The 26,261-nt window shown below is 62.4% G+C and carries 24 protein-coding genes; 14 read left to right on the forward strand and 10 right to left on the reverse strand.

Annotated elements, in window-relative coordinates; translation table 11 throughout:
• Positions 1 to 14: 14 nt before the first annotated feature.
• From leuC to BUA38_RS24225, 8 genes are all read left to right on the forward strand, one after another.
• Complete coding sequence (gene leuC, locus BUA38_RS24190; RefSeq protein WP_197685958.1) at positions 15 to 1,403, forward strand: 3-isopropylmalate dehydratase large subunit; 1,389 nt, start codon at positions 15 to 17, stop codon at positions 1,401 to 1,403.
• Entirely contained in the window at positions 1,404 to 2,051 is a 648-nt protein-coding gene (gene leuD / locus BUA38_RS24195; protein ID WP_072821852.1) for a 3-isopropylmalate dehydratase small subunit, read from the forward strand.
• A complete protein-coding gene (gene leuB, locus BUA38_RS24200) occupies positions 2,048 to 3,187 on the forward strand; it encodes a 3-isopropylmalate dehydrogenase (RefSeq protein WP_072821854.1) in 1,140 nt (379 codons plus the stop codon). Before leuD ends, leuB begins: the two co-directional genes overlap by 4 nt.
• On the forward strand, positions 3,187 to 4,230 hold the full coding sequence (locus tag BUA38_RS24205; RefSeq protein ID WP_072821856.1) for an ABC transporter substrate-binding protein: 1,044 nt from the start codon (positions 3,187 to 3,189) through the stop codon (positions 4,228 to 4,230). The genes leuB and BUA38_RS24205 overlap by 1 nt, the downstream gene beginning before the upstream one ends.
• Positions 4,231 to 4,437: 207 nt before the next feature.
• A complete protein-coding gene (locus tag BUA38_RS24210) occupies positions 4,438 to 5,247 on the forward strand; it encodes an ABC transporter ATP-binding protein (RefSeq protein ID WP_072821858.1) in 810 nt (269 codons plus the stop codon).
• A complete protein-coding gene (locus BUA38_RS24215; RefSeq protein ID WP_072821860.1) occupies positions 5,244 to 6,119 on the forward strand; it encodes an ABC transporter permease in 876 nt (291 codons plus the stop codon). The genes BUA38_RS24210 and BUA38_RS24215 overlap by 4 nt, the downstream gene beginning before the upstream one ends.
• Positions 6,120 to 6,187: 68 nt before the next feature.
• The gene (gene maiA, locus BUA38_RS24220) at positions 6,188 to 6,847 is read left to right on the forward strand and encodes a maleylacetoacetate isomerase (protein WP_083587739.1); all 660 of its coding nucleotides are present in this window, start codon (positions 6,188 to 6,190) and stop codon (positions 6,845 to 6,847) included.
• A 132-nt stretch (positions 6,848 to 6,979) separates the two neighbouring features.
• Positions 6,980 to 7,600, forward strand: a complete 621-nt coding sequence (locus BUA38_RS24225) for a glutathione S-transferase family protein (protein WP_072826389.1) — start codon at positions 6,980 to 6,982, stop codon at positions 7,598 to 7,600.
• Positions 7,601 to 7,620: 20 nt separating this feature from the next.
• Here the strand turns inward: BUA38_RS24225 and BUA38_RS24230 are convergent, their stop codons facing one another.
• The 8 genes from BUA38_RS24230 to BUA38_RS24265 form a co-directional block, all read right to left on the reverse strand.
• Positions 7,621 to 8,694 (reverse strand): amidohydrolase family protein, encoded by a 1,074-nt coding sequence (locus BUA38_RS24230; RefSeq protein ID WP_172806080.1) that lies wholly within the window; start codon positions 8,692 to 8,694, stop codon positions 7,621 to 7,623.
• Between the two features lie 55 nt (positions 8,695 to 8,749).
• Positions 8,750 to 9,640: an NAD(P)-dependent oxidoreductase gene (locus BUA38_RS24235; protein WP_072821862.1), complete on the reverse strand. Its 891-nt coding sequence runs from the start codon at positions 9,638 to 9,640 to the stop codon at positions 8,750 to 8,752.
• A gap of 27 nt (positions 9,641 to 9,667) precedes the next feature.
• Positions 9,668 to 10,393, reverse strand: coding sequence for an ABC transporter ATP-binding protein (locus tag BUA38_RS24240; protein ID WP_338076281.1), 726 nt, complete (start codon positions 10,391 to 10,393; stop codon positions 9,668 to 9,670).
• Positions 10,383 to 11,138: an ABC transporter ATP-binding protein gene (locus tag BUA38_RS24245; protein WP_072821866.1), complete on the reverse strand. Its 756-nt coding sequence runs from the start codon at positions 11,136 to 11,138 to the stop codon at positions 10,383 to 10,385. Before BUA38_RS24245 ends, BUA38_RS24240 begins: the two co-directional genes overlap by 11 nt.
• The gene (locus tag BUA38_RS24250) at positions 11,135 to 12,070 is read right to left on the reverse strand and encodes a branched-chain amino acid ABC transporter permease (RefSeq protein WP_072821868.1); all 936 of its coding nucleotides are present in this window, start codon (positions 12,068 to 12,070) and stop codon (positions 11,135 to 11,137) included. The genes BUA38_RS24245 and BUA38_RS24250 overlap by 4 nt, the downstream gene beginning before the upstream one ends.
• Positions 12,071 to 12,094: 24 nt before the next feature.
• A complete protein-coding gene (locus BUA38_RS24255; RefSeq protein ID WP_072821870.1) occupies positions 12,095 to 12,961 on the reverse strand; it encodes a branched-chain amino acid ABC transporter permease in 867 nt (288 codons plus the stop codon).
• Positions 12,962 to 13,032: 71 nt separating this feature from the next.
• Entirely contained in the window at positions 13,033 to 14,280 is a 1,248-nt protein-coding gene (locus BUA38_RS24260; RefSeq protein WP_072821872.1) for an ABC transporter substrate-binding protein, read from the reverse strand.
• A gap of 190 nt (positions 14,281 to 14,470) precedes the next feature.
• Positions 14,471 to 15,361 carry an NAD(P)-dependent oxidoreductase gene (locus tag BUA38_RS24265; RefSeq protein WP_072821874.1) on the reverse strand — a complete coding sequence of 297 codons (891 nt, stop codon included), beginning with the start codon at positions 15,359 to 15,361 and terminating at the stop codon, positions 14,471 to 14,473.
• A gap of 207 nt (positions 15,362 to 15,568) precedes the next feature.
• Between BUA38_RS24265 and BUA38_RS24270 the strand changes: the two genes are divergently transcribed.
• Genes BUA38_RS24270 through BUA38_RS24280 form a run of 3 tightly spaced genes read left to right on the forward strand, consistent with a single transcriptional unit; the run spans position 15,569 to position 18,065 of the window.
• The gene (locus BUA38_RS24270; RefSeq protein ID WP_072826391.1) at positions 15,569 to 16,801 is read left to right on the forward strand and encodes an acyl-CoA dehydrogenase family protein; all 1,233 of its coding nucleotides are present in this window, start codon (positions 15,569 to 15,571) and stop codon (positions 16,799 to 16,801) included.
• A 14-nt stretch (positions 16,802 to 16,815) separates the two neighbouring features.
• Positions 16,816 to 17,382, forward strand: coding sequence for a flavin reductase family protein (locus BUA38_RS24275; protein WP_072821876.1), 567 nt, complete (start codon positions 16,816 to 16,818; stop codon positions 17,380 to 17,382).
• Positions 17,379 to 18,065, forward strand: a complete 687-nt coding sequence (locus tag BUA38_RS24280) for a TetR/AcrR family transcriptional regulator (protein ID WP_072821878.1) — start codon at positions 17,379 to 17,381, stop codon at positions 18,063 to 18,065. The genes BUA38_RS24275 and BUA38_RS24280 overlap by 4 nt, the downstream gene beginning before the upstream one ends.
• Positions 18,066 to 18,193: 128 nt before the next feature.
• Here BUA38_RS24280 and BUA38_RS24285 read toward each other — a convergent pair whose 3' ends face one another.
• On the reverse strand, positions 18,194 to 19,282 hold the full coding sequence (locus tag BUA38_RS24285) for an LLM class flavin-dependent oxidoreductase (protein WP_072821880.1): 1,089 nt from the start codon (positions 19,280 to 19,282) through the stop codon (positions 18,194 to 18,196).
• Between the two features lie 162 nt (positions 19,283 to 19,444).
• Between BUA38_RS24285 and BUA38_RS24290 the strand changes: the two genes are divergently transcribed.
• Together BUA38_RS24290 and BUA38_RS24295 are read left to right on the forward strand one after the other, a co-directional pair.
• The gene (locus BUA38_RS24290) at positions 19,445 to 19,927 is read left to right on the forward strand and encodes a (2Fe-2S)-binding protein (RefSeq protein ID WP_072821882.1); all 483 of its coding nucleotides are present in this window, start codon (positions 19,445 to 19,447) and stop codon (positions 19,925 to 19,927) included.
• A gap of 13 nt (positions 19,928 to 19,940) precedes the next feature.
• Positions 19,941 to 22,328: a xanthine dehydrogenase family protein molybdopterin-binding subunit gene (locus tag BUA38_RS24295; RefSeq protein WP_072821884.1), complete on the forward strand. Its 2,388-nt coding sequence runs from the start codon at positions 19,941 to 19,943 to the stop codon at positions 22,326 to 22,328.
• Between the two features lie 9 nt (positions 22,329 to 22,337).
• Here the strand turns inward: BUA38_RS24295 and BUA38_RS24300 are convergent, their stop codons facing one another.
• On the reverse strand, positions 22,338 to 23,489 hold the full coding sequence (locus tag BUA38_RS24300) for an ABC transporter substrate-binding protein (RefSeq protein ID WP_072821886.1): 1,152 nt from the start codon (positions 23,487 to 23,489) through the stop codon (positions 22,338 to 22,340).
• A 296-nt stretch (positions 23,490 to 23,785) separates the two neighbouring features.
• Here BUA38_RS24300 and BUA38_RS24305 point away from each other — a divergent pair, with 296 nt between their 5' ends.
• Positions 23,786 to 26,203 (forward strand): bifunctional diguanylate cyclase/phosphodiesterase, encoded by a 2,418-nt coding sequence (locus BUA38_RS24305; RefSeq protein ID WP_156898693.1) that lies wholly within the window; start codon positions 23,786 to 23,788, stop codon positions 26,201 to 26,203.
• Positions 26,204 to 26,261 lie beyond the last annotated feature (58 nt).

Below are 26,261 nucleotides of genomic sequence, written 5' to 3' on the forward strand. Positions count from 1 at the left end.
CGCCCGGCCGTACCATGCTGGCCAAGATCTGGGACCAGCATGTTATCGCCCGCATCAGCGATGATACAGATCTCCTCCACATTGATCGCCATCTGCTGCACGACCTCGGCGGTTCGCGTGGCTTGCTCGACCTCAAGAGCCGCAATCTTCCCGTTCACAATCCCGAGCTGACCTTTGCGACGCCGGATCACGCAATTTCGTCCGCGCGTGGCCGCGCCGGCACCAGCAAGACCGGGCTGGAGCTCCTCGAAGGGTTGCGTGCCGAGACTTCGGCCAGCGGCATCACCATGTTCGACATCGATCAACCGGGCCAGGGCATCGTTCACGTCATCGGCCCCGAACTCGGCTTGAGTTTGCCTGGCTGTCTGATCGTGTGCGGCGACAGCCACACCTGCACACATGGTGGTCTCGGCGCGCTCGCGTTCGGCATCGGCTCGAGCGAGCTGACGCATGTGCTGGCGACGCAGGCCCTGATCCAGCGTCGTCCGAAAACGATGCGGGTGAAATTCGAGGGACGGATGTCCGCAGGCGTGACGCCCAAGGATCTCATCCTCGCGCTGATCGGCCATGTCGGCGCCGCCGGCGGCACCGGCTATGCGGTCGAGTTTGCCGGCAGCGCCATCCGCGACATGGGAATCGAGGGCCGGCTCACCATCTGCAACCTTTCGATCGAACTGGGCGCGAAGATGGGCATGGTCGCGCCGGATGACAAAACCTACGACTTCATCCGTGGCCGGCGTTACGCGCCGAAGGGTGCGATCTGGGAGCGCGCGGTCGCCGCGTGGCGTCAGCTGCCGAGCGATGCCGACGCCGTGTTCGGTCGTGAAGTGACGATCGACGTCAACAAGATCATTCCGCAAATCACCTGGGGCATCAGCCCCGAGCACGTCGTCGGCGTCGATGGCCATGTGCCGAACCCCGCCGACATTACAGACCCTGCGCGCCGCACCGCGATCGAAACCGCGATCGATTATATGGGCCTCAAGCCCGGTGCGCCGATCGCGGGCACGCCGGTCGATTGGGTTTTCATCGGCTCCTGCACCAATAGCCGGATGAGCGATTTGCGCGCGGCAGCCGCGATTGCCCGCGGCCGCAAGGTCGCCCCCAACGTCCGGGCCTGGGTGGTGCCGGGCTCGGAGACGGTGAAGCGGGAGGCCATGGCAGAAGGGCTCGACAAGCTCTTCACCGAGGCCGGCTTCGAATGGCGCGAGCCCGGTTGCTCGATGTGCCTTGCCGCCAATGGCGAGGTCGTAGCCCCAGGCCAGCGCTCGGTCTCGACCTCGAACCGCAATTTCATCGGCCGGCAGGGGCCGCAGGCGCGGACCCATCTCGCCAGTCCGGCGATGGCGGCGGCGGCCGCGATCTCGGGCGCGATCGCCGACGTCAGGACCATGGAGCGTTAGATGCCAAAGCCGTTTACGAAGCTCAGCGCCATCGCGGCTCCGATTATGCGTAGCAATATCGATACGGATGTGATCATCCGCATCGAGCGTCTGGTGGGCAATTCCATTCGCGGCACGCTGGGAAAATGGGCGTTCGGCTCGCTGCGCTATCTGGCGGATGGATCGGAAAATCCCGACTTCATCCTCAACCGTGAGCCCTATCGCGACGCAGAAGTTCTGATTACGGGCCCGAACTTCGGTTGCGGGTCGTCGCGCGAAGGCGCGGTGTGGTCGCTTCAGGAGAAGGGCATTCGCGCCATCATCGGCTCGGGTTTTGGCGATATCTTTTTCGCCAACTGCTTCCAGAACGGCATCCTGCCTATCGTTGTCGAGAAGCAGATTGTCGACGGGCTCGCCATGGAAGTGGAGCACAGCCAGGGCGCTGGCCGGGTCTCGATCGATCTGGAAGAGCAGACGATCACCTCGCCATCGGGAAAGGTACATCGTTTCGAGATCGATCCGCGCCGCCGCGCGGGCCTTCTAAAGGGCCTCGACGAGGTCGCACTGACGCTGCAACGCGACAGCGAAATTCGCGCCTTTCAATCCGCCGATCGGGCCGAGCGGCCCTGGATTCATTTCGCAACGGATTCTGCAAGGGACCACGCATGAGCGCTTCATCCAACATGATCAAGGTCGCTGTGGTGGGCGGCGAGGGAATTGGCCCCGAGGTGACGGCGCAGTCGCGCCGAATTCTGGGCTGGTTTGCGACCAGGCGCGGCGTGCCGATGGCGTTGCGCGAGGCGCAATACGGTCTCATTCCGTATCTTGCGACCGGCAAGGTGTTGCCGGAAGACACGGCCAACGCGATGGACGAGGCCGACGCGATCCTGTGGGGCGCGACCGGCGGCCCCGAGACCAAGGAGGTGCCGGCGGAAGCGCGCAAGGCCGGCGGCCTGCTTTCGCTGCGCCAGAAATACGACCTCTATGCGAATTTGCGGCCGATCCGTGCCAACCCGGCACTGTCTGAATCCTCGCCATTAAAAGCGCGGATACTCAAGGACGTCGATTTCGTCATCATCCGCGAACTCACCAGCGGCATCTATTTCGGCGAGCCGCGTGGTATCGAGAAACTGCCGGACGGACAACGCCGCGGCTTCAACACCGAGCAATACACCACGAGCCAGGTGCGTCGCGTGGCGCGTTCGGCGTTTGAACTCGCGCGCACGCGCAGAGGCAAGGTCTGTTCGGTCGACAAGGCCAATGTGCTCGAGACCAGCGTGCTGTGGCGCGAGGAAGTTACGGCGCTGCGCGCGGAAGAATTCCGCGACGTCGAACTCAGCCATATGTATGTCGACAACGCCGCGATGCAGATCGTGCGCGATCCCGCGCAATTCGACGTGATGGTGACCGGCAATATCTTCGGCGACATCCTGTCCGATTGCGCGGCGATGGCGTCGGGATCGCTCGGCATGCTGCCGTCGGCCTCGCTCGGTCCGGTCGATCGCTATGGCCGCCGGAAGGCGCTGTATGAACCGGTTCACGGCAGCGCGCCTGATATTGCCGGGCGTGGCATCGCCAATCCGCTCGGTTCGATCCAGAGTGTGATCATGATGCTGCGCATGACGCTCAACCGGCCGGAAGACGCGGACCTGTTGGAAAAGGCGGTCGATCTTGCGCTTGCGAACGGTGCGCGTACCGCCGATATCGCGGAAGCCGGGATGAGGAAGCTCTCGACCAAAGAAATGGGAGACGCGGTGCTCGCCGCACTCGACAGGGTTGCGAGCGATGTAAAGGAGAAAGCGTGATGGCGATGATCACCCGTCGCTCAGCGCTGACCGTGATCGCCGGCGGTGCAAGCCTTGCCGCCGGGCCAGCACGCGCTGAGACCATGAGCGGGCGGCCGATCTATCCCGTCGCCGTGCCGATCTACCAGTCGCAATTTGTCGCCGATCGCATCGGCTACTTCAAGGAGGCCGGCCTCGACTGCAAGCTTGTTCAGGGCGGCAGTGGCGTGAAGACCCGGGAGATCATCGCCTCATCGCAAGGCGATGTCGGCATCGGCGACGTCACCCATCCGATGCAGCTCGCCAATCACGGCCGCGCCGGGCGCATTCTGATGCCGACCGACACCCGCAGCAGTTCGGTGATGTTCATCATCCGCAAGGACCTGTGGGATCAGGGCATCACGACGCTGGAGAAGCTCACCGAGTCGAAGCGGCCGGATGGCCGCAAGCCGATCGTCTCGGTGTCCTCGCTTGGCGGCACCAATCATGTCTGGTCGTCTTATTATATGGAGACGATGGGGCTCGCCGAAAAAGTAACCTGGATTGGCACCGGCAACGTCGACACCATGCTGGGCTCGCTCAAGAGCAAGCAGGTCGACGTCCTCGTCAGTTCGCTCTCGCTGCTCGACGAATCGAAAGAGCAGGGCTGGGGTACGCTGTTGTTCGACGGCACGGATGAAGCGATCTGGAACAAGTATATCGGCGGCAAGGTGCCGGTGACCTGCCATTTCACGGTGCAGTCGACCATCGACAAGGACCCGCCAAAAATACAGGCCTTTGCCACCGCCTTGTGGCGCGCGGCGCAATGGATCAAGACCCATTCCTCCGATGAGGTCTACGACGCGATCGAGCCTTACGTCGGCAGCACGTCGCGCAAGGCCAATATTCTGGAAATCACGGCGCTGAAGAAGGTCGCCGATTTCGACTGCGTGATCGATGCGGCGAGTTTTGCGCGCGGCGAAAAGGTCTGGTTCCGGGAAATGACCGGCATCAAGCCGCTGGCGATGTCCGAAGTCGTCGTCCCCGATTTCGTGCTGGCCGCCAGGAAAGCCTATCCGGGTTGATCGCGGGCCGGAAAGCCCGAAGGGCGAGGGGACTAGTGCGGCGACTCTGACGTTCCTTTCAGTCTCGCCGTACCTTCTTCGAAGGAACGTCAGAGTCAAAGCCACACTAGAGTCATATGGTTGCTAGTGTCCCTTTGGTTCTGACATTCGTAAACGAAACCGCCACGACATAATACGAATGTCAGAAGCGGGACACTAGGGGACGCCATGCCGCTTGATCGATCGCAGGATGTGAGCCGCATCGACGTCAGGGATTTGAACAAGACGTTTCAGCTCGCAGGAGCCGCGATCGAAGCGGTGCGCGGGGTTTCCTTTAGCGTGAAGCGGGGGGAGTTCGTGGCGCTGCTGGGGCCGTCCGGCTCCGGAAAAAGCACCGTGCTGAACATGATCGCGACCCTGATCAGGCCCTCCAGCGGGCAGATCCTGATCGATGGCGCGCCGATCGTCCCCGGCAAGGCGACGCCCAATGTCGGCTATGTCTTCCAGCGCGACACGCTGTTTCCCTGGCGTACGGTCGCAGACAATATCGGCTATGGCCTGCAACTGGCCGGAAAGAGCGACGCCGAGCGCAAGGAGCGCGTGGCCGCCTGCATCTCGCAGGCCGGACTTGAAGGATTCGATGAAGCCTATCCGTCTGCGCTATCCGGCGGCATGCGCCAGCGTGCCGCACTGATGCGCACGCTCGTGGTCGAGCCGCAGATCCTTCTGATGGACGAGCCGTTCGGTGCACTCGATACCCATACCAAGATCGACATGCACGAGGTGCTGTTGCGCATCTGGGAGCGCGAGCAGCAGACGGTGCTGTTCGTGACCCACGACCTTGGCGAGGCGTTGACGCTCGCCGACCGCATCATCCTGTTCTCGGCGCGTCCGGGCCGCATCAAGGACATGTTCGAGGTCGATTTCCCGCGGCCGCGCGACGCCGTGAAGGTGCGGGAGACGCCGCGTTATGCGGAACTGTTCCAGCACATCTGGCACTCGCTCGGCGAGGAATTCGTCAAGGGGCGCGAGCGATGAAGCCGCGCCGGCATTCGCTCAGCGCGCTGGCGTGGCAGGTCGGAATCTGCATCGTCGTGCTGTCGGTCTGGCAGTGGGGTTACCAGCTCCGCGCCCGCTTTCCCTGGCTCGTGCCCGATCTGCTCGATCCTTATTTCATCTCGAAACCATCGGAGATCTTCGAGCAATTCCTGATCCTGAGCTGCTTGAAATCGAAGCTCGGCGTCTTCAACGGCTGGTTCAACGGCGATTTCGCCAAGTGCATGGCGCGCACCGAGAACAATCTCTGGGTCGCGACCGCGATTACGCTGAAGAACACGTTCTTCGGCTTTGTCACCGGCGTCACGTCGGGATTTGCCGCCGGGCTCATTCTCGGGCGATCGGATCGCCTGAGTGCGATCTTTCAGCCGTTCATTACCGCCGTAAATTCGATTCCGCGCATCGCGCTGGCACCCATCATCGTGCTGGCATTCGGCATCGGCGATACTTCGAAGATCGTGACGTCGTGGATCGTGGTGGTGTTCCTCGTGTTCTACAACACCTTCGAAGGCGCACGCTCGATTGACGAAGGTTTCATCAATGCCGCCCGGCTGCTCGGGGCCAGCGAATGGCAGATCACGCGTACGGTCGTGATCCCTTCGACCATGGCCTGGGTGTTTGCCTCGCTGACGCCTGCGATTTCCTTTGCGTTGATCGGCGTCATCGTCGGCGAATTCATCGGCGCGGAAAAAGGCATCGGCCGGTTGATCATCGAATCCGAGGCGCGCGGCGAGGCCTCGGGCATGATGGTGGCGGTCACCATCCTGATGCTGGTGGGCGTCGTGCTCGCCGCGCTCATACGCCGGTTACAAGCCTATCTTCTGCGCTGGCAGCAGCATAACCGTGCGGATTGAAGCGCTTGTCTATTCGCGCGCGGATGGTACAGCTATTCCCGCGCCTCTAGTTTTGCAAAGGTCTTTCCATGAGCATCAAGGTCTACGGGTTCTGGCGGTCGATCGCGTCGTTTCGTATCCGTGTCGCGCTGAAATTGAAGGCGCTGCCGTTCGAGGAAATCTCGATCGACATTCTCCAGGGCAAGCAGTTCGAGCCGGGTTACGATGCCGTGAACCCCGAACACGTGGTGCCGACCTTCATCCATGATGGCCATTCGCTGTACCAGTCGCTCGCGATCATGGAATATCTCGACGACATCAAACCGACGCCGCGGCTATTGCCTGATGACGTCAAGGAGCGGGCCTATGCGCGCTCGCTGGCGTTGATGACGATCGCGGACGCGCACCCGCTCACGGTGCCGCGCGTGCGCAAGCATCTCGCCGGGAGCTTTGGCGCCGACGCTCACGCGATCGAGGCGTGGGTCACGCATTGGACCGTCGAGGGGCTGGCGGCCTATGAACGGTTTCTTGAGCGGCGTAAGCCTGCGCCGTTTGCGCTGGGCAAGGAAGTTGGTCTTGCCGATATCTGCATCGCGGGCCAGGTGGTCGGCGCGCAGTATGTCAAGGTCGAGCTTGATGCGTATCCGCTGGTGAAAAGCATCTCGGACCGCTGCTTTGCGCTGCCGGAATTCAAGAGCTCGCGTCCGTTCGAACAGCCCGACTACAAGGCCGCGGGCGGCAAGCACTAACGTTACGGCGAGATCATTTCGTTTCGCGAAATGGTATCTTGCGCTCCGCGAGGCTTCAACGATCGCGTCCAAGCCGCCATGGTCGCCGCGGCCGGAGCTGATGCCGGCTCTTCCATTCAGGAGAACCGACCCATGAAGCTCTACTGGCATCCGCTGTCCGGCCACGCCCACCGGGCGCAACTTTTCCTCTCGCTGATCGGAGCGAGGTTCGACCTCGTCGAGGTCGATCTTGCCAAAGGCGCGCACAAGGTTCCTGAATTCCTGAAGCTCAATCCCTTCGGGCAGGTGCCGGTGCTGGACGACGACGGCGTCGTCGTCAGCGACTCCAACGCGATCCTGATTTATGTGGCGAAGAAGCTCGGCAAAACCGACTGGCTGCCCGAGGACGCCAAGGGCGCTGCGGCGGTGCAGCGCTGGCTTTCGGTTGCGGCCGGGCAAATCGCCTTCGGCCCTGCGGCTGCGCGCCTCATCACCGTGTTCAACGCGCCGCTCAATGCCGACGAAGTGATCAGGCGCGCGCATGCGATCCTGGCCCTGATCGAGGCCGAACTCGCCGGCAAGAGCTGGATCGTCGGCGGTGCGCACCCGACCATCGCCGACGTGGCGCTCTACAGCTACATTGCGCGCGCGCCGGAGGGCAACGTCGACCTCTCGCAGTATCCGGCCGTGCTCGGCTGGCTCACCCGGGTGGAATCTCTTCCGCGCTTCACGCCCTTCAAGATCACGCCAGCGGGCTTGCAAAAGGTGGCTTGATCGCCTCCGGGATCGACGGTCTAGACGTCGAGCCCGAGTACGCGCGCAGCATTGCCACCGGCGATCTGGGCCAGCGTCGTCTCGTCCATGCCGTGGACACCAGCGACATGCCCGATCGGATTATATTCGGCCATGTCGAAGGGATAGTCGGTGCCCATGACGATGCGGTCGGGACCAAATACATCGATCAAATAGGCGAGCTGGTGATAGCTGAAGACGACGGTGTCGAGATAGACCTGGCGCAGGTAAGTCGTCGGTGGCAGCAGCAGCTCTCCTTGTGAATCCTTGCGCGCGCCCCAGGCGTGATCGATACGGCCGGAATAGCCGGGCAGGTAGCCGCCACCATGCACCGCCATCAGCTTCAGATCGGGAAAGCGCGCCAGCGTCCCTGAGAAGATGAGGTTGTGAAGCGCGAGCGTCGTTTCCAAGGGATTGCCGAGCACGTTGTTGAAATAGAAGTGCGTCAGCCGGTCGCCATGCGTGAAGCCGTTCGGATGCATCATGATGAAGGCGCCGAGTTGTTCGGCCCGGGCGAAGAAGGGACGGAATTTTGGATCGGACAATTCCTGGCCGTCGACATTGGTCAGGATCTCGACGCCCTTCAGCTTGAGATCCTTCATCACATAGTCGAGCTCGCGCACCGCAAGCTCCGGTTCCTGCAAGGTGACGACGCCAAGGCCGACGAATCGGTCGGGCCTGCGCGCGCAATATTCGGCGACGCCGTCGTTGGCGAGCTTGTGTGCTTGCTCAGCGATCTTGGGATCGACCGCGTAGTAGCACTGCGGCGGCGCCGGCGCGACGACCTGAATATCGATCCCCATCTTGTCGAGATCGAACAGGCGGCGATCGATGGTCGTCATGACCTCGGCGACGTCCTTTTCCTGCTGCGCGTTGATTTCCTTGGTGAGGCTGTCTGCAAAATGCGCGAGCGGCACGCGGGAAAGATCGACATGGGGACCTGCGAGCTTCGCCGCCTGCGGCACCACGATATGGGCGTGAATGTCGATCGTGGTGGAGGAGGGGCGTCGCGCAAGGCCGTCCGCATCATGGTTGCGGGCGGCGGTGCGGCCATAGCGGTTCTTGGTATCGATCATGGACGAGTGCTCTTCTGTTGTATTGGGCAAATAGGTCGGTCGAACGATATCTCGATCAGGTTTTGGGCTTGCGCCGAGTCCAGTGCACGGAAACGGTAGTGGCATCCGCCTCGCCTAGCCCGTCTTTTTCCGCTTCCTCAAAGCAGGCCAGCGCGCTTTTCGCAACCGGCAGTTCGGCATGGAGGGAGGCGGCGAATTGCACGGCGGTGGCGAGATCTTTCTTGGCCGCCGTAATGCCGAAGGCGGTTTCGCTGAGCGGCCCGCCACCAAGCACTTTGGCGATGATCGCGCCGCGTCCCTTCATGGCGGCAGGCGCGCCAGCGGTATCGGAGAGGATATCGATCAGCCGTTCGGCGGGCAGGTTGAGCGGCTTGCAGATGGTCAGGGATTCGCCGAGCGCCTGCCAATAAACCAGCAGCGGCAGGTTGACCGCGAGCTTCAGGGTTGCGCCGGCGCCAAGCGGCCCGACATGCTCGATCCGCCGGCAAAGTTGTTCAAGAAGCGGCCTGGCGCGCGCGACGTCTGCGTCGGAGCCGCCGACGAGACCAAACAGCTTGCCTTCCCTGGCCGGCACCTTGCTGCCGCCAACCGGGCACTCGACAAAGGCCGCGCCCGCTTTGGTAGCAGCGTTGCCGACCGACTTCATCGTGTCCGGTTGGATCGTACTCATATCGATCAAGAGCTTGCCGCTGAGTTTTGCCTTCAGCAGCCCGTTCACGCCGTGATAGACAGCGTCGGTTGCGGTATCGTTGAGCAGCATGACGATGATGACGTCGCAGCCTTCGACAAGCGCAGCCGGGGAGGCGAAGGCTTTCGCGCCGGCATCGACCAGCGGTTTGGTCTTCGCGGTGTCGCGATTCCACACCCCGACCTCGTGCCCGACCGCGAGCAACCGCTCGGCGATCGACCCGCCCATTCGTCCTGTGCCGCAAACGCCGACTTTCATTTTGGGTCCCTCGGTTCTGTGCCTGGTTCAGTGGGCATGATACACGCCAAGATGCTGCGCGATCAGCTCCTCGTTGTTCAAAACTTCGCTGGCTTCGCCCGCAAAGACGCAGCGTCCGGTGTTGAGAATGACGGCCTGGTCGGCGACATCGAGCGCCAACTGGCGATTCTGTTCGACCAGCACGATCGATTGGCCTTCTTCCTTCAGCCGTTTGATGGTGCGGCCGACTTCGGCGACGATCAACGGCGCCAGCCCTTCGGATGGCTCATCGAGCAGGAGCACGCGGGGATTTCCCATCAGCGCGCGGCCGATCGCGAGCATCTGCTGTTCGCCGCCCGAAAGCGTTCCGGCAAATTGCGCATGGCGCTCCTGCAAGCGCGGAAACAGCTCGAAGATGCGCTCGACATTCCACGGCTTCGTCGTTGCTCGTTCCCGCTGCCGGGCGACGATCAGGTTTTCGCGCACGGTGAGCGACGGGAAGATGCGACGCCCCTGTGGCACGAGGCCGATGCCCAGACGCGATATGCGCTCGGGGCTTAAGCCCCCGATCGCCTCGCCAAACAGGCGGATGTCGCCCTGCTTCGGCGTCAGGAAGCCGACGATGGTGGAAATGCAGGTGGTCTTGCCGGCGCCGTTGCGCCCGAGCAGCGCCAGCACATGGCCTTCGGTCAGCGCGAAGCCGACGCCATGCAGAATATGGCTATCGCCATAGAAAGCATTCACGTTGGAAAGGGTAAGGGCCTCACGCGCCAAGGTACACCTCGCGCGTTCGTTCATCCACAATCACCTGGTCGCGCTGGCCGTCGACGATGACCTTGCCGTAATTGAGCAGCGTCACGGTTTCGGCGAGGTCGAGCGCGGTGTCCATGTCGTGCTCGATCATCACTACCGTCGTCTGTTTCGAGATCGAAGCGATCAGTGCTTTCACAGTGGCGCGCTCGGCATTGGAGAGGCCGGCGAGCGGCTCGTCCAACAGCAGCACGCGGGGCTTCTGCGACAGCGCCATTGCAAGCTCGACCCGCCGTTTTTCGCCATAGGCGAGATCGGAAACCGGATGAGCGGCGAGATGCAACAAGCCGACGCTGTCGAGCGTCCGGCGCGCCTCTTCGGCCAGATGCCGGTAGGACGAGAGAGGACGCCACATCTGCCAGCGCGAAGGCAATAGTCCGAGCAGGCCAAGCGTCACATTGTGTTCGAGCGTGTCGCCAGCAAACAGCGTGATGATCTGATAGGTGCGCGACAGGCCGCGATGGGCGCGCTGATGCGGCGCAAGCGTCGTGACATCCTCACCGAACAGTTTGATCTGGCCGGCGTTGGGGCGCATGTCGCCGCTGATCTGGTTGAATAGCGTGGTTTTGCCGGCGCCATTCGGACCGATAATCAGCCGCCGCTCGCCGGGCCGGATCGATAGCGATACGCCTTGGGTGACCTTCAGGCCGCCGAACGCCTTGTTCAGACCGACGATCTCGAGCGCAAAATCAGGCGAGGGCGCGGTCATGACGATCGCCCCCGAAAGCGTTCAGTGAGTTCTTGCAGGCCCGGTACAATCCCGGTCGGCATCACAAGCACGATGAACAGGAACACGAGGCCGAGCAGCATGTTCCAGCGCTCGATATAGGCGGAGGCGTAGTTCTTCAGTAGCAGCACCAACGCGGCGCCGACCGCGGGGCCGGCGAGCGTGCCGGAGCCGCCGGCGATCACCCCTAGCAGTGCTTCGGCCGAGCTCGTGGTCGAAAGCGAGGTCGGGTGGATGTACTTGTTGTAATAGACGTAGAGCAGTCCTGCGATCGCGCCCCAGAATCCGGCGTAGATGAAGGTGATCCAGCGGATCATCCAGGGATTGAAGCCGAGCGCTGCCATGCGCCGCGGCTGATCGCGAACGCCTTTCAGGGAAGAGCCGAACGACGACGAGACGAAGATCGTCATCATGATGAAGGCCAGCACGGTGACGGCGAGCGCGAACCAGTAGAACGAGATCGCGCTATCGAGTGAAATGCCGAACGGAGCCGGACGCGTCACGCCGGTGACGCCGTTGTCGCCGTTGGTGACATCCGACATGCGGTAGGCCAGCCCCCACAGCACCTGCGAGAGCGCCAGCGTAATCATGAGAAAGCCGAGGCCGGTTGCGCGCAGCGCGATCACGCCGAAAAATGCCGCTGTCGCGACGGTTCCCAGGATCGAGATCAGCGCCGCGGGGCCATGGCCGAAGCCGTAGCGAGTGGTCAGCAGCGCACAGAGATAGGCCGCGACACCGAGATAGGAGGCATGGCCGAGCGAGGTCATGCCGCCAAAGCCGACCAGGAGATTAAGGCTGAGTGCGAAGATCGCCGCGATAAAGATCTGGCTGGCGAGATTGATATAGAAGTCGCCGGCGACAAACGGCAGCGACAGCGCCAAAACGGCGAAGATGGCGATCGCGACCCACTTCATGTGCCAAGTCTCACGTGCCAAGTCTCATGTGCCAAGACGCCCGAACAGGCCCTGTGGGCGAAATGCGATGACAAAGATCATCGGCAGAAACAGGATGATGTAGGCAAGCTCCGGAAACAGCGCGGTGCCGAACGTGTAGATGAAGCCGATGATGAAGCTGCCGACAAAGGCCCCGAACAGACTGCCGATGCCGCCGAGAATGACGACGATTAGCGCCAGCGGCAGCATGTCGGCGTCGAGGCCGGGATAGGCGGACAGGATCGGGCCGCCAAGCACGCCGGCCGCGCCGGCAATGCCGGTGCCAAGGCAGAACACGATGGTGAAGAGGCGCGAGACCGGGATGCCGACCGCGCGCGCCATCTGGCGGTCATCGACGCCGGCGCGGATCATGGCGCCCAGCCGCGTGCGATCCATCAGGATATAGAGCGCGATCGCAGCGACGATGGCGACGCCGACCAGCACCAGGCGGTACGTCGGGAAGACGAAGCCGAACAGCCGCGTCGGCGCCTGAAGGTTGCGCGGCGTCGGCACCGGAATGGAATCGCCGCCCCATAACACAAGGCACGCATCCGAAATGATGAAGGCCATGCCGAGCGTGACCAGCACCTGGCCGAGCGGATTGGTTTTCAGTCGTGTCAGCACCAGCCGTTCGAACAACCCGCCGAGCGCGGCGACGATGATGCCGGCGCCGATCGCGGTGACCCAGATGTTGAGCCCACTATAGTCGCGCATCGCCACGGCGCCGAAATAGGTGCCGAGCATGAAGAAGGCGCCATGCGTGAGGTTGGCCAGCCGCATCAGGCCGAAGATCAGCGAGAAGCCGGACGACAGCAGAAACAGCAGGCCCCCGAGCGACAGGCTGTTGAGACCCTGGATGATCCAAAACTGCATCTAGTGGTCCTTGAAGCCGTGTCGCGTCTCTAAGCAATAATGCGAGGCGTCGTTGTCTCGCGTCGTCTAAGTCACAGCTCCAGATTCTTCGCCGGCGGATAGTCGCGCGAGTAGACCGGGTTCTTCAGGAACTCGGTCTTGTCGTAGGTCCAGAACTGGCTGACGTCCGGATAGGTCTTGATCACGGAATTGACCAGCCGCCCGTCGCTGCGCGTCACCTTGCGGATATAGACATTGCCGATCACGTTGCCGAATTCGTCGAACTTGATGACGCCGCGGATGGTATCGACATTGGTGCCGCGGATCGCGGCCATCAACGCCTTCTTGTCTTCGGCATTGGCCTTGACGGTTTTCAGCGCCGCTTCCAGCACTTCGCCGGCCATATAGGTGCTTCCGGCGTAGTAGCCGGGATCGTATTTGATCTGCTTCCGGAAGGCGGGCGCAAACGCCTTGTTGAGCGGGTTGTCGATTTCAGCCGAATACCAGCTCGTCGTCACGATGCCGAGCGCTTCATCGCCCATGTTGCGCAGCACGGACTCGTCGAGAGCGGTCATGCCGCCGATCACGGCCATCTTGTCCTTGAGGCCATATTCGATGAACTGGCGCAGGAAACGGAAGCCGTTGGCGCCCGCGGTGCCGAGGAAGATGGCGTCCGCATTCTTCACCTGCGCGACGTAGGTGCCGTAATCGGGCGTCGCCAAGGGCGTGAAGAGCTTCTGGATGATCTTGCCGCCATTATCCTCGAAGACGCGCTGGAAGCCGGCGCACATTTCGTGGCCATAGGCGAAGTCGTCGGCGATGGTGACGATCTTCTTGTACTTCAGCTCCTTCGCCGAATATTCGGCAAGCGGGTAGGCGCATTGCGCGGAAGTCGAGGTCAGCCGGACATACCAGGGTGAGGGGTGCCGCTGTGTCATGTCTTCGGCGGCCGAGACGCCGAGCGTCGGCACCTGCTTCTCGGTGAGATAGTCGATGATCGCGAGCGCTTCGAAAGCGGCGAGGGGACCGATGATGCAGTGAACGTCGTTCTTCTCGACCAATTCCTGCGCCTTGGTGCGGGCGGTGGCGGGCACGCCGGCGGTGTCGGCCACAATCAACTCGATCTTGCGGCCGGCGAGCGTGTAGTCGTGCTCTTTAAGGAACATGGTCAGCGCCAGTTCCATGTCGATGCCGCCGGAGGCGAGCGGGCCGGTCTTAGCTGCCAGGAGACCAACGCGAACCGGGCCGCTGCCTTGCGCGAACGTCATCTTCGGGCTCGCCATGGTGGCAAGGCCCGCACCGGCAACGCCGGAGACGAATTGTCGTCGTGAAATCGTCATGGTCCCTCCCGAGGGCAATGAGCGGAAATATCCGTGCTTCTTGTTTTCTTGATCGATTTATCGGACGGAAGTCCTAAATGATCAAGTGATAACCATGTATCCGAAAGCCGATCCGTCACGCACTAAAGTCGAAAACAAGCGCATCTGACGCGTTTTTGACGCGCTGCGGTAGCATCTGCGACGATTGGCCTTATTTGCCGCTTTTTGCAGCTTTGACAATGTTCTTTTTCAAGACCTCGAACACGGCCGCGGTGTCCTGATCGCCGAGCCCCATCGTCATGGCCTGCGTGTAGACCGGCTGCGTCAGCGTAAACATCGGGGTCTCGACGCCGACGTCGTCGGCGAATTCGGCGATGATCGCCATGTCCTTTTTCCAGGTCGAAACCTTCATGGTGGCGGGTTCATACTTGCCCTCGACCATCATCGGCGCACGCATCTGGAACATGCGCGAGCCGCCGGCACCGGGACCGACCATTTCGACCACGAGTTTCGGGTCGAGGCCTGCGCGTTCCGCCAGGATCATGGCTTCGGCCGTTGCGACATTGTGGATCGCGACCAGGTGATTGGCGACGAATTTCATTCGGCTGCCATTGCCGTAGGCGCCGAGGTCTGCGCTTTGCTTGCCGAAGTCGGCAAACAGCTGATTGCATTTGGCGATCGCGGCGCTGTCGCCGCTGGCATAGACGATGAGGTCGCGCATCTTCGCCTGCGCGCCGGTGCCGGAGAGGGGACAGTCCAGCGCGATATGGCCGGCCTTCTTCAAGGCCGCCTCGAAGCGAAGCTTGTCGGCGAGCGTCAGTGTCGAGAGTTCGACGACGATGCGTTGCGGCGCGCCGGATTCGGCGATCTGTTTCGCGACGCTTTCGACCGCTGACGGCGTCGGCAGGCTCGTCATGACGATCGGCGTATTGCGCGCGACATGGGCGACGCTCTCGACGATGGCGACACCGGCCTCGGCCAGTTCGGCGCATTTGGCGGCATCGGTGTCGAAGCCGACCACATGCCAGCCGCGCGCGACCAGGTTGCGCGCGATCGCGCCACCCATGATGCCGAGCCCGACGATCCCGACCGTCTTGTCCATGCGAGTGATCCTTCCCTGCCGGCCTTCCATGCCGAATTCGATTGACGGGCAACGCAGGCCGCGCCTTAATAAGTGATCGGACGATAAACAACCGTCAAACGGCCGGCCGGTCAAGCGGCATCAATAGCTGTCTTGATGGCAGCAGAGAACAAGAATCGGGCGTATAAGATTTCAAGGCGTGGCGGGCGCGATCGGGAGGACCGCGACATGACAGCTACCGGTCTGAAGACGAATGCGACATCGCCCTCCGGGGCGGATGCGGACAACCGCGCCTACGCGGCGATGGTGGCGCAAGCCGCTGCGCTGGCGCCGCACTTGCGCGAGCGCGCGTCGAGTTCGGAACAGTTGCGCTGTTTGCCGAAAGACACCGAACGTGAGCTGCACGAAAGCGGCCTGTTCCGCATCGTGCAACCCAAACGTATCGGCGGCTCCGAACTCGATTATGTCGCGCTGATCGATTGCGCCGATGCGATGGGGCAGGGTGACGCCTCCGTGGCCTGGACGTTTGCCAATCTCGCAAGCCACCACTGGATGCTCGCGATGTTCGATTCCCATGCGCAGGATGCGGTCTGGGGCAAGAATCCCAATGCACTGATTGCGTCGTCCTTCATCTTTCCGGCCGGGCGCGCCCGGAAGGTCGACGGCGGCTATGTGCTGCGCGGCCGCTGGCCGTTCTCCTCGGGCGTGAATTGCAGCGAGTGGAACATGCTGGCGAGCGTGGTGTCATCGGAGGACGACGCCGACGGCATCGAATATCGCATCTTCCTTCTGCCCAAGAGCGACTACCGCATCAAGGACACCTGGGACGCGACCGGCTTGCGCGGCACGGGCTCGAATGACGTCGAGGTCGAGGACGCCTTCGTGCCCCACGACATGACGGTCGGCGTGCATGAAGTCGCGGGCGGCCCGACGCCCGGCAGCGCCGTCAATCCGAACGCGCTGTATCGGCTTCCGGTGTTTTCCCTGTTTCCCTATGTGCTCTCGGGCGTCGCGCTCGGCAATGCGCAGGCTTGCCTCGACGACTATGTCGATCTTGCCCGGCATCGCGCCTCCACCTACAACCGCGCCAAGCTTGGCGATCTCCAGACCACCCAGATCAAGATCGCCGAAGCCGCCTCCAAGATCGACGCGGCGCGGCGGATCATGCGCTCGGCCTGCATCGAGGCGCTGGCCGATGCGCGGCGCGGGCACATTCCGGATATGCTCGCCAAAACCAAGCTGCGTCGCGACGGCGCCTTTTCGGTCAATCTCTGCACCGAGGCCGTCTCGCTATTGTTTGCCGCCAGCGGCGCGCGCGGCCTCTATATGTCCGGCGCCTTGCAGCGGCAGTTCCGCGATGCGCATGCGATCAATTCACACATCGCCTTCAATTTCGATGCGGCAGGCACCAACTATGGCCGCCTCGCGCTCGGCCTGCCTTCCGAAAATCTGACGCTGTGAGACGGTCCCAGGGGATGAACGACAAACCAACACACGTGCCGGAGCCCGAGACCGCCAATGAACTTGCGAGTGGAAGTTCGGCACTCGACCCGCGGGACTTTCGCAACGCCCTCGGCACCTATGCGACCGGCGTCACCATCGTCACCGCGATGGCGGACGACGGCAAGCCTTACGGGTTGACCTGCAATTCCTTTGCGTCCGTCTCGATCAATCCGCCGCTGGTGCTGTGGAGTCTCGGCATGTATTCGCAGGGCCTGCCGATCTTCCAGAACGCAGCCCATTTTGCCGTGAATGTGCTCGGTGTTTCGCAGGCCGCGCTGGCGACGAAGTTTTCAAAATCCGGCGTCGACCGGTTTGACGGCGTCAACTGGAAGCCGGGGCTCGGCAATGCCCCGCTGATTGCCGGCAGCGTCGCGCAGTTCCAGTGTCGCGCCGCAAACCGCTATTATGGCGGCGACCATGTGATCTTCCTCGGCGCGGTCGAGGCCTATGCCTACAACAAGCAGGAGCCGCTGCTGTTTCTCTCTGGCGGCTTCGGCCGATTTGTGAAAGGCGACGTTGCGGTGCCTGCCAGCTCATGAGCAAGAAACCTACAGCCAAGCGGGCGCGGACCAAGCAGCGGCGGTTGTCGCCCGACGATCGCCGTCAGGAGTTCGTCGCCAAGGCCACCGAGTTCTTTGCCGAGGAAGGTTTTGGCGGCGGCACGCGCGCGCTGGCGCGCCGGCTCGGCGTAACCCAGCCGTTGCTCTATCGTTATTTCCCGAGCAAGGACGACCTGATCAAGGAAGTCTATCGCACGGTCTATCTCGAACCGCTCGGCGACGGCTGGGAGAAGTTACTGTCGGACCGCACGCGGCCGCTGCCCGATCGCCTGAAGGAATTCTACGACGCCTATACCGGCGTGATCTTCAGCCGCACCTGGCTGCGCATCTATTTCTATTCCGGCCTCAAGGGACTCGAGATCAACCGCTCCTATGTCGGCATCGTGCGTGACAAGATCTTATCCCGCATCATCCGGGAATGCCGCCACGCGGTCGGGCTATCGCCACAGAGCAAGCCGACGGCGGCCGAGACCGAAATGGCCTGGGTGTTTCATTCAGGCATCTTCTATTACGGCGTGCGCAAATTCATCTATGAGGCTCCGGTGCTGGAGAGCAAGGAGCAGATGATCAGCGACGCGGTCGATGCGTTTCTCGCCGGTTTTGCCAGCGTGTTCGGCGAAAAGGAGGAAGCGCGCAAGTCGACGGTGAAGGTGCTGGTTTAGGAAGTTCCTCATGGTGAGGAGCCGCGCAGCGGCGTCTCGAACCATGAGGCACCAAATATAGCTTAATTACTCATCCTTCGAGACGCGGCCAAACGGCCGCTCCTCTGGATGAGGACTCCGCGAGTGGACTACTTCTTCATTCCCGCATTGACGCGTGGCAGGACCTTTTCGGCCATCAGGATCATCGACTGGCGGCCGAGCTCGCGGTCCTTCCAGTCCTTGCCGGCGTAAAGCAGCGTGCCGAAGGTGCCGACCTCCTCCTGGAACTTGAGCAACTGGTCGGCGACGCTGTCGGGCGTGCCGTAGATGACGAGCTTGTCGCAGATCGATTCCAGCGTCACCTCGTCATCGGGCTGGTCGCGCCGGGTCTTGAAGAGCTCGATGCGGCCGTTCTTTTTGAGCTTGGTGTAGAGCGAGCGATAGTAAAACGCGTAGGGCCCGTTCGGATCGGTCGCATACGCCTTGGCGGTTGCCGCGTCTTTCGCAACGAATACGCTCTTGGCGACGCGCCAGTTGGCGGGATCGGCCACCCGGCCGCCGCGTTCGCAGCCCTCGACATATTTCGGCCAGTGGCTTTTCACCCAGGCCGGCATCAAAAAGTTCGCCGAGATCGGTTCCCAGCCGCGGGCGGCGGCTTCCGTCACGCCTTTCGAGAACGGCGCCACGGCGGTGACGACGATCGGCGGATGCGGCCGCTGCAGGGGCTTGGCGATGAAGCCTTGCCCGATATCGGCCATCAGCGTCCGCTCGACCGAGATGTTCCAGTATTTGCCCTTGATGTTGTAGGGCGGCTCGCTGGCCCAGATTTCAAGCACCTGGTTGATCGCCTCCAGGAACATTTCGTTACGGTTGGCGTCGAGATTGCCGAACAGTTCGGCGTCCGACAAAAGCCCGCCGGGGCTGATGCCGAAAATCAGCCGGCCGTCCAGCATGTGATCGAGCATCGCAAGCGACGCGGCGGTTGCCGCGGGATGCGTGTTCGGCATGTTGATGGTGCCGGTGCCGAGCTTGATGTTCTTCGTTGCCGCCGCGATCCAGGCCAGAAATGCAATGCAGGAGGTGATGTTTTCGGCGCGATCGGTGACGTGCTCGCCGACATAGGCTTCCGTGAAACCGAGTTCGTCGGCCAGGATGAAAGCCTCGCGATCCTCCTTCAGCGAAACCCGCCAATCCTTCTCGAGAGGGTGGATCGGCATGGTGAAGAAGCCCAGTTTCATGTTTCGCTCTCTCCCGAAGGCGGCTTGGTACGTTTGCCGGCATTATGGCCGATATCCCGAACCCAAGTCATCAGAAATAATCGTTCGATAAACAAGCTTGCTTGACCTTTGACTGACGGACTCGTCTAATCTCCATAAAAACCGGGGAGGTCATCAAAGCCTGTGACGGCAGCGCATTCCATTTCGCTGGAAGTTAACGGCGAGCGCGTCGAGGCGTTGATTCCGCCGCGGATCAACCTTGCCGACTTTTTGCGCGACCACCTCAAGCTGACCGGCACGCATGTCGGTTGCGAGCACGGCGTGTGCGGCGCCTGCACCATCCGCGTCAATGGCGAGATCGTGCGCTCCTGCTTGATGCTGGCGGTGCAGGCGAACGACGCCTCGGTCGAAACCATCGAAGGTCTGTCGGACTCCGGTGAAATATCGGACCTTCAGGCCGCGTTTCGCGAGCGCAACGCGTTGCAGTGCGGGTTCTGCACGCCGGGCATGCTGATCTCCGCGCAGGACCTCCTGAAGGCGGAAAGCGAGCCGGACCGCGAGCGGATCCGCGAACATCTCTCCGGGAATTACTGCCGCTGCACCGGCTATCAGGCGATTGTCGATGCGGTCGAGGCTACCGCCAAAGCACGCAGGGGTGGCTCGTGAGCAAGGCTGGCCTATGAACAAGTCCGAAGGCAAAGCGCTGTCCGAGCTCGACCGGCCGAACTCCTACATCGGCATGACGGTGCCGCGGCCCAATCTCGACCGGCTGCTGCAGGGACGCGGGCTCTATGTCAGCGATCTCGAACTGCCGCGGATGGTGCATGTGGTGTTCGTGCGTTCGCCTCACGCGCATGCGAAGATCGTGGCGATCGAGACGCAAGACGCCAGGAAAATGCCGGGCGTTGTCGCTGTCGTCACCGGCGGAGAGCTTTCTGCCGTCATCACGCCGTGGGTCGGCGTGCTCTCGCACCTGAAGGGACTGAAATCCGCGCCGCAGCGCGCGATAGCGGTCGATCGCGTCTGCTGGCAGGGTGAGGCGGTGGTCGCCATCGTCGCGACCAGCCGCGCGGCCGCCGAAGATGCCGCCGATCTGGTGGCGGTTGATTACGAGGAGCTATCCGCAGTCACTGACATGCGCACCGCGCTCGATGCCGGAACGCCGGTCATCCATGCCTCGCTCGGCGACAATCTCGCCTTTGAACGCGCGCTCGACGCCGGCGCCGTCGATGCAGCCTTTGCCGACTCGGACGAAATCGCGGAAGCCGAATTTGTCTTCGGCCGTCACACCGGCGTGACGCTGGAGCCGCGCTCGGTGGTGGCGGACTGGAACGCGGCGGAAGCGCGGCTCACGATCTATCAGGGCACCCAGGCGCCGCATATGGTGCAGAATATCGCAGCGTTGCATCTCGGCCTTCAGGAGGCACAGGTCCGCGTGATCTGCAAGGACGTCGGCGGTTCCTTCGGCATCAAGGTTCACATCTACGCCGACGAGATGGCGACTTATGCGCTGTCGAAATTGTTGAAGCGGCCGGTGAAATACGTCGCCGACCGCATGGAAAGCTTCAACACCGACATCCATGCCCGCGACCATCGCTGCAAGGGGCGCATCGGCGTCAAGCGCGACGGCACGATCACGGCGTTCGAGATCGACGATCTCACCGGCATCGGGCCTTACTCGATGTATCCGCGCACCAGCGCGATCGAGGCCAATCAGGTCGTCAACCTCGTCGGCGGTCCCTATACGACCAAGAATTATCGCGCCCGCGCCCGCGTCGTGTTCCAGAATAAAAACGTGATGTGCCAGTACCGCGCGGTCGGTCATCCCATCGCCTGTTCGGTCACCGAAGGCCTGGTCGATCTCGCCGCGGCAAGGATCGGCATGGACCCGGTGGAAATTCGAAGGCGCAATCTCGTCCCCGACGACGCTTACCCCTGCGCGTCGGCGTCCGGTCTTCGATTCGAGCTGCTGTCGCATCACGAGGCGCTGAACAAGTTGCTGAAGATGATGAACTACGACGCGCTCCGCGCCGAGCAGGCGAGCTTGCGCAAACAGAACATTCATCGCGGCATCGGCATTGCAAGCTTCATCGAAGTGACCAACCCGAGCGCCGCGTTTTATGGCGTCGGTGGCGCGAAGATTTCCTCGCAGGATGGCGTCGCGGTGCGGCTCGATGCGCAAGGCGCGGTGATCTGCCTGACCAGCATCACCGAACAGGGCCAGGGTTCGGAGTCGCTGACCGCGCAGATCGTCGGCAGTGTGCTCGGCGTTTCCATGGAAAAAGTGCGCGTCATCCTCGGCGATACCGACCAGACGCCGTATGGCGGCGGCACCTGGGCCTCGCGCGGCGCCGGCATCGGCGGCGAGGCGGCGCTTCAGGCCGCCAAAGTCCTGCGCAAGAACATCCTCGATGTTGCCGCCGCGATCCTGCAATCCGCGCCCGCCGAACTCGACATTGCGAACAACCAGATCGTGAACGCCGGCGACGGCGCGCCGCGGATCGAACTGCGTGAACTCGCCCGCATCGTTTATTTCCGTCCCGACACCTTGCCGCCGGGCATTCAGCCGGAACTGATGGCGACGCGGCATTACGTGCCGCGCGAATATCCCTTTGCCTTCACCAACGGGATTCAGGCCTCGTGGCTGGAGGTCGATACCGATACCGGCTTCGTCAAGCTGCTCAAGCACTGGGTGGTGGAAGATTGCGGGACCATCATCAATCCACAGCTGGTCGACGAACAGATCCGCGGCGGTGTGGTGCAGGGCCTCGGCGCGGCGTTGTTCGAGAAATGCCTCTATGACGAGCGCGGCCAGCTCACCAATGCCAACATGGCGGATTATCTGGTGCCGATGTCGGGCGAGATGCCGGATATCGATATCGGCCACGTGGTGTCGCCGACATCTGAGAGCGAACTCGGCGCCAAAGGTGCAGGCGAGGCGGGGACTGCCGGAGCCGCGGCCTGCGTGGCCAATGCGGTGAACGATGCGCTCACACCGTTCGGCGCCGTGATCACCGAAATCCCGCTGACGCCGGAACTGATCCTGGCAGCGCTTAAGCGGATCTGAACCGGTGGGCTACAGCTTGTTGACGGAAGCGAACGTGCCGTCGCCCTGAATCACCGTCAGGAAGACATCGCTCGCGGCATCGTGCGGCGTCTGTCCGACGGCAACATGATCGCCGCTGATGTCGAAACGGCCGACCGCATTGATGACCCGCAAGAATGCTTCGCGCGTGGGATTGGGGCCGGCCATCTCAAGCGCGGCGGCGGCGAGCCGTGCGGAAAGATAACCCTCCAGCGAAACGAAGTCCGGCTCCATTTCGGGATCGAGCAGCCGTCCGGCCGCCTGATAGTCGGCAACGACCTTGATCGACGTGTCCCATGGAAACGGCACGACCTGTGACACGATCACGCCTTCGCCTTCGTGGCCAAGCTCCTGGGCGAGCGCAACGGCGCCGACAAAGGAGATATTGACGAATACCGGGTTGAAGCCGCTCTTGCGCGCGAGCTTGATGAATTCGGCGCAAGGCGCGTAGGTGCCGACCATCACCACCGCTTCCGGCTCTGCGCGCCTGAGTGTGCGCATGGCGGACGCCACCGCCTTGGTGTTGCGCTCATAGGTCGCTTCGGCCGCGAGCTCCATGCCGCGCCTTTCCAGCGCGAGCTTGACCCCGGTAAGACCGTCGCGGCCGTACGGATCGTCCTGGTAAAAGATCGCGATGCGCTTGAGGTGGCGGTCTTCGGTCAGATGCTTGATCCAGGATTCGGCTTCGGCCGCGTAGCTCGCGCGAATATTGACGACGTTGGCAAGATCGTTTCCGCGAAGAAAGCCGGCGCCGGTGAAAGGACCGATGAAGGGAATGTTCTGTGCCTTCGCGATCGGCACCGTCACGAGCGTCGTCGGCGTGCCGACCGCGCCAATCAAGGCAAAAACCTTGTCTTCCTCGATCAGCTTGAAGGTCTGCAACACGGAGCGGTCGGGATCGTAGCCATCGTCGCGGCTGATCAGTTCGAGTTTCCGGCCGTGAACCCCGCCTTTGGCGTTGACCTCGGCAAAGGCCGCCAGAATGCCCTGGCGCATTTTCACGCCGAGTGCCGACGAAGGGCCGCTCATGGCGGCCGCCTGGCCGAACAGGATGCGGTCCGCAGCAACGCCAGCCTCCTCGGCCTGCGCAGGCGCCGCGAGCAGCAACAGGCAAAATAAAGCCTTGAGTTGCATATACTTCATTGAAACACTTTTACGTGATGAATTCCACCATATGGGGGAGAAGCTAGCGGAGGGGGATGAAGAGCTCGCTAACTCCGTGGCCTCAAGTCCGCGCCCGGTCGGCAAATTCACAGGTCGACGGGTTTCCCTGAGGCGTTTTCAGTTGTGCTCCCGAGACTGCGGATGAAATCCATAAAGATCGTTAACTAAGGTATCCAAATGCGGTGCTATCTCCGTAGACATTCAGGCTTTTTAACCATCGTCCGCCCCATAACAGCCTCTTCGGAAAGCCGTTCCCGTTGGGGCGAAAGCAAGAGATGAGCGGTCTAAATCCGGGCGAGGATCGTCCGGAAAATATGGGCGAGCGGAGGAAGGCGCCCGCACCCCGGGCGAAGCCTTACCGGCCGGCCTGGGTGGCGGCGTGCATCGGCCTGATCCTGACCGGGATCGCCGCTTACGCCGTGGCGCGCTGGGAGCGCCGCGTCACCTGGACCGAATTCGAAGGCGTCGCCGCGACCCAGCTCATCGAGATGCAGAACGGCGTCAACGAATATCTCGGCCGCCTGGTTACGCTGCGCGCGTTGTTCGAATCCGCCAACGATGACGTGACGCGCAGTGAATTCGAGGTTTTCGGCAGCCGGCTGTTCGAAAACCATCCCGGCGTTCTTCGCGTCAACTGGCTGCCGAAGGTCTATCGCAAGGAGCGCGCGGAATTCGAGTCGGAGGCCATCAACGACGGCATTCCGGCCTACCATTTCAAATCGCTGGCGAACGGCGTCGTCTCCGTCGCGCCGGAGAGCGAGTTCTACTTCCCGATCTATTTTTCGACGGAGCGGAAAATCTCGCCGGTCTACGGCGCGGATTATTCCACCGACCCGATCCGCTGGGCCACGCTCGAGCGCGCCCGCGATTCCGACACGGTCGCCGTTTCGCCGACCCGTCTGTTCAAGAACGACAACGGCGGGGCCCACGGCGTTCTCGTCGCGGTGCCGGTCTATGTGAAGGGAACCTCGCGCGCGACGATCGCCGACCGCCGGCGCAACCTGACCGGCTTCGTGGTCGGCATGTTCGATCTCAGCCAGCTCCTGCAATCGATCCGGTCCGTCACGCCCGAATCTGCCGCGGTCGTATTGACCGCCTATGCCCCGGAGGCGGACGGCAAGGCCGAAAGTAGGCCCGACTATTCGTCCGCGAATGCGACTGCGCGATCCATGCAGGCGTTCGAACAAGGGCAGTACTGGTCCGGCACGCTCAGGATCGGCGATGCGAACTGGCTGGCGAAGGCCGTGCCCGCGGCCGGCGGTCACCTCATGGAGCACTACGACCGCGCCTTGACCGTGCTCGCGGCAGGTTCTGCCATCACGATTTTTCTCTCGGTCTATCTCGGCATGGCAAGCCGCAACTCGCGCGAACTCGCTTTGGCCAATCGACGCGTGCTTGAACTGGCGCAGACCGACATTCTCACCGGGCTCCCCAACCGCGCGTTTTTTCTCGAGCAGTTGAAAGACGCAGGATCCGATCCGCTGCAACTCGGCGTGTTCTCGGTTTTGATGGTCGATCTCGATCGCTTCAAGAACGTCAACGACTCGCTGGGGCACGCCGCCGGCGACGCCCTGCTGCGGCAGGTGGCGGTTCGGCTGCGCTCGGCGTTGCGCAGCGAGGACGCGCTGGCGCGGCTTGGCGGCGACGAATTCGCCATCATCCAGGCGGGCCAGCATGATCAGCGCGCCAATTCGACGGATCTGGCGGGGCGAATCTCCAAGCTCATCGCCGAACCATTCCAGTTGCCGGGCAACCAGGTCGAGATCGGCACCAGCATCGGGATTGCAATTGCGCCCGAGCATGGCGTCGACCGCGAACAGCTCCTGAAGAAAGCCGACCTTGCGCTCTATCGTTCCAAATCCGCTGGCCGCAACTGCTTCACGGTCTACGACGAGGCGATGTCGGCCGAACTCGAGGCGCGCAACACGCTGGAAGGCGACCTGCGCGACGCCATTGCGCGCTGCCTGTTCGAGGTTCACTATCAGCCGTATTTCGACGTCGAAACCGGACGCCGCCGCGGCGCCGAGGCGCTGGTACGCTGGCGTCATCCGGTGAGGGGATTGATCCCGCCGGACCAGTTCATTCCGCTCGCGGAAGAAACCGGGCTGATCGTGCCGCTCGGCGAATGGATCATCCGCCAGGCCTGCGACGATGCGACCCTGTGGCCGGCCGACACCATGGTTTCGATCAATCTTTCGCCGGTGCAGTTCAAGCAGGCCGAATTGTTCGACGTCATCGAAACCACGCTACGCAATTCCGGATTGTCGGCGGAGCGGCTCGAGATCGAGATCACCGAATCCGTGCTGCTGGAGCGCGCCTGCGAGAATCTCGTTTTCATGGAGCGCTTGAGCGATCTCGGCGTCTCGCTCGCGCTTGACGATTTCGGCACCGGCTATTCGTCGCTGAGCTGCCTGACCACGTTCCCGTTCGACAAGATCAAGATCGACAAGTCCTTCATGGGCAATCTGTCGGCACAATACAAAAGTGCTGCGATCATTTCCTCGATCGTGACGCTGGCGCGCGGTCTCGGCATGTCGGTGACGGCCGAGGGCGTCGAAACCATCGAACAGCTCGACGGCCTGAAACAGCTCGGCGTCAATTTTGCGCAAGGTTATTTGCTCGGCCGTCCGGTCCCGACCGCCGAGCTCGAAAAGCAGCCCGTGATCTTCCGCCCGCGCCGCGACGCCGCCTGACGTCTGCCCGATTCGTGCCGCTGGACCGCCCACTGGCATGCCACATCAGGCGGTAACG

Source organism: Bradyrhizobium erythrophlei, assembly GCF_900142985.1.
Taxonomy (GTDB): Bacteria; Pseudomonadota; Alphaproteobacteria; order Rhizobiales; family Xanthobacteraceae; genus Bradyrhizobium; species Bradyrhizobium erythrophlei_B.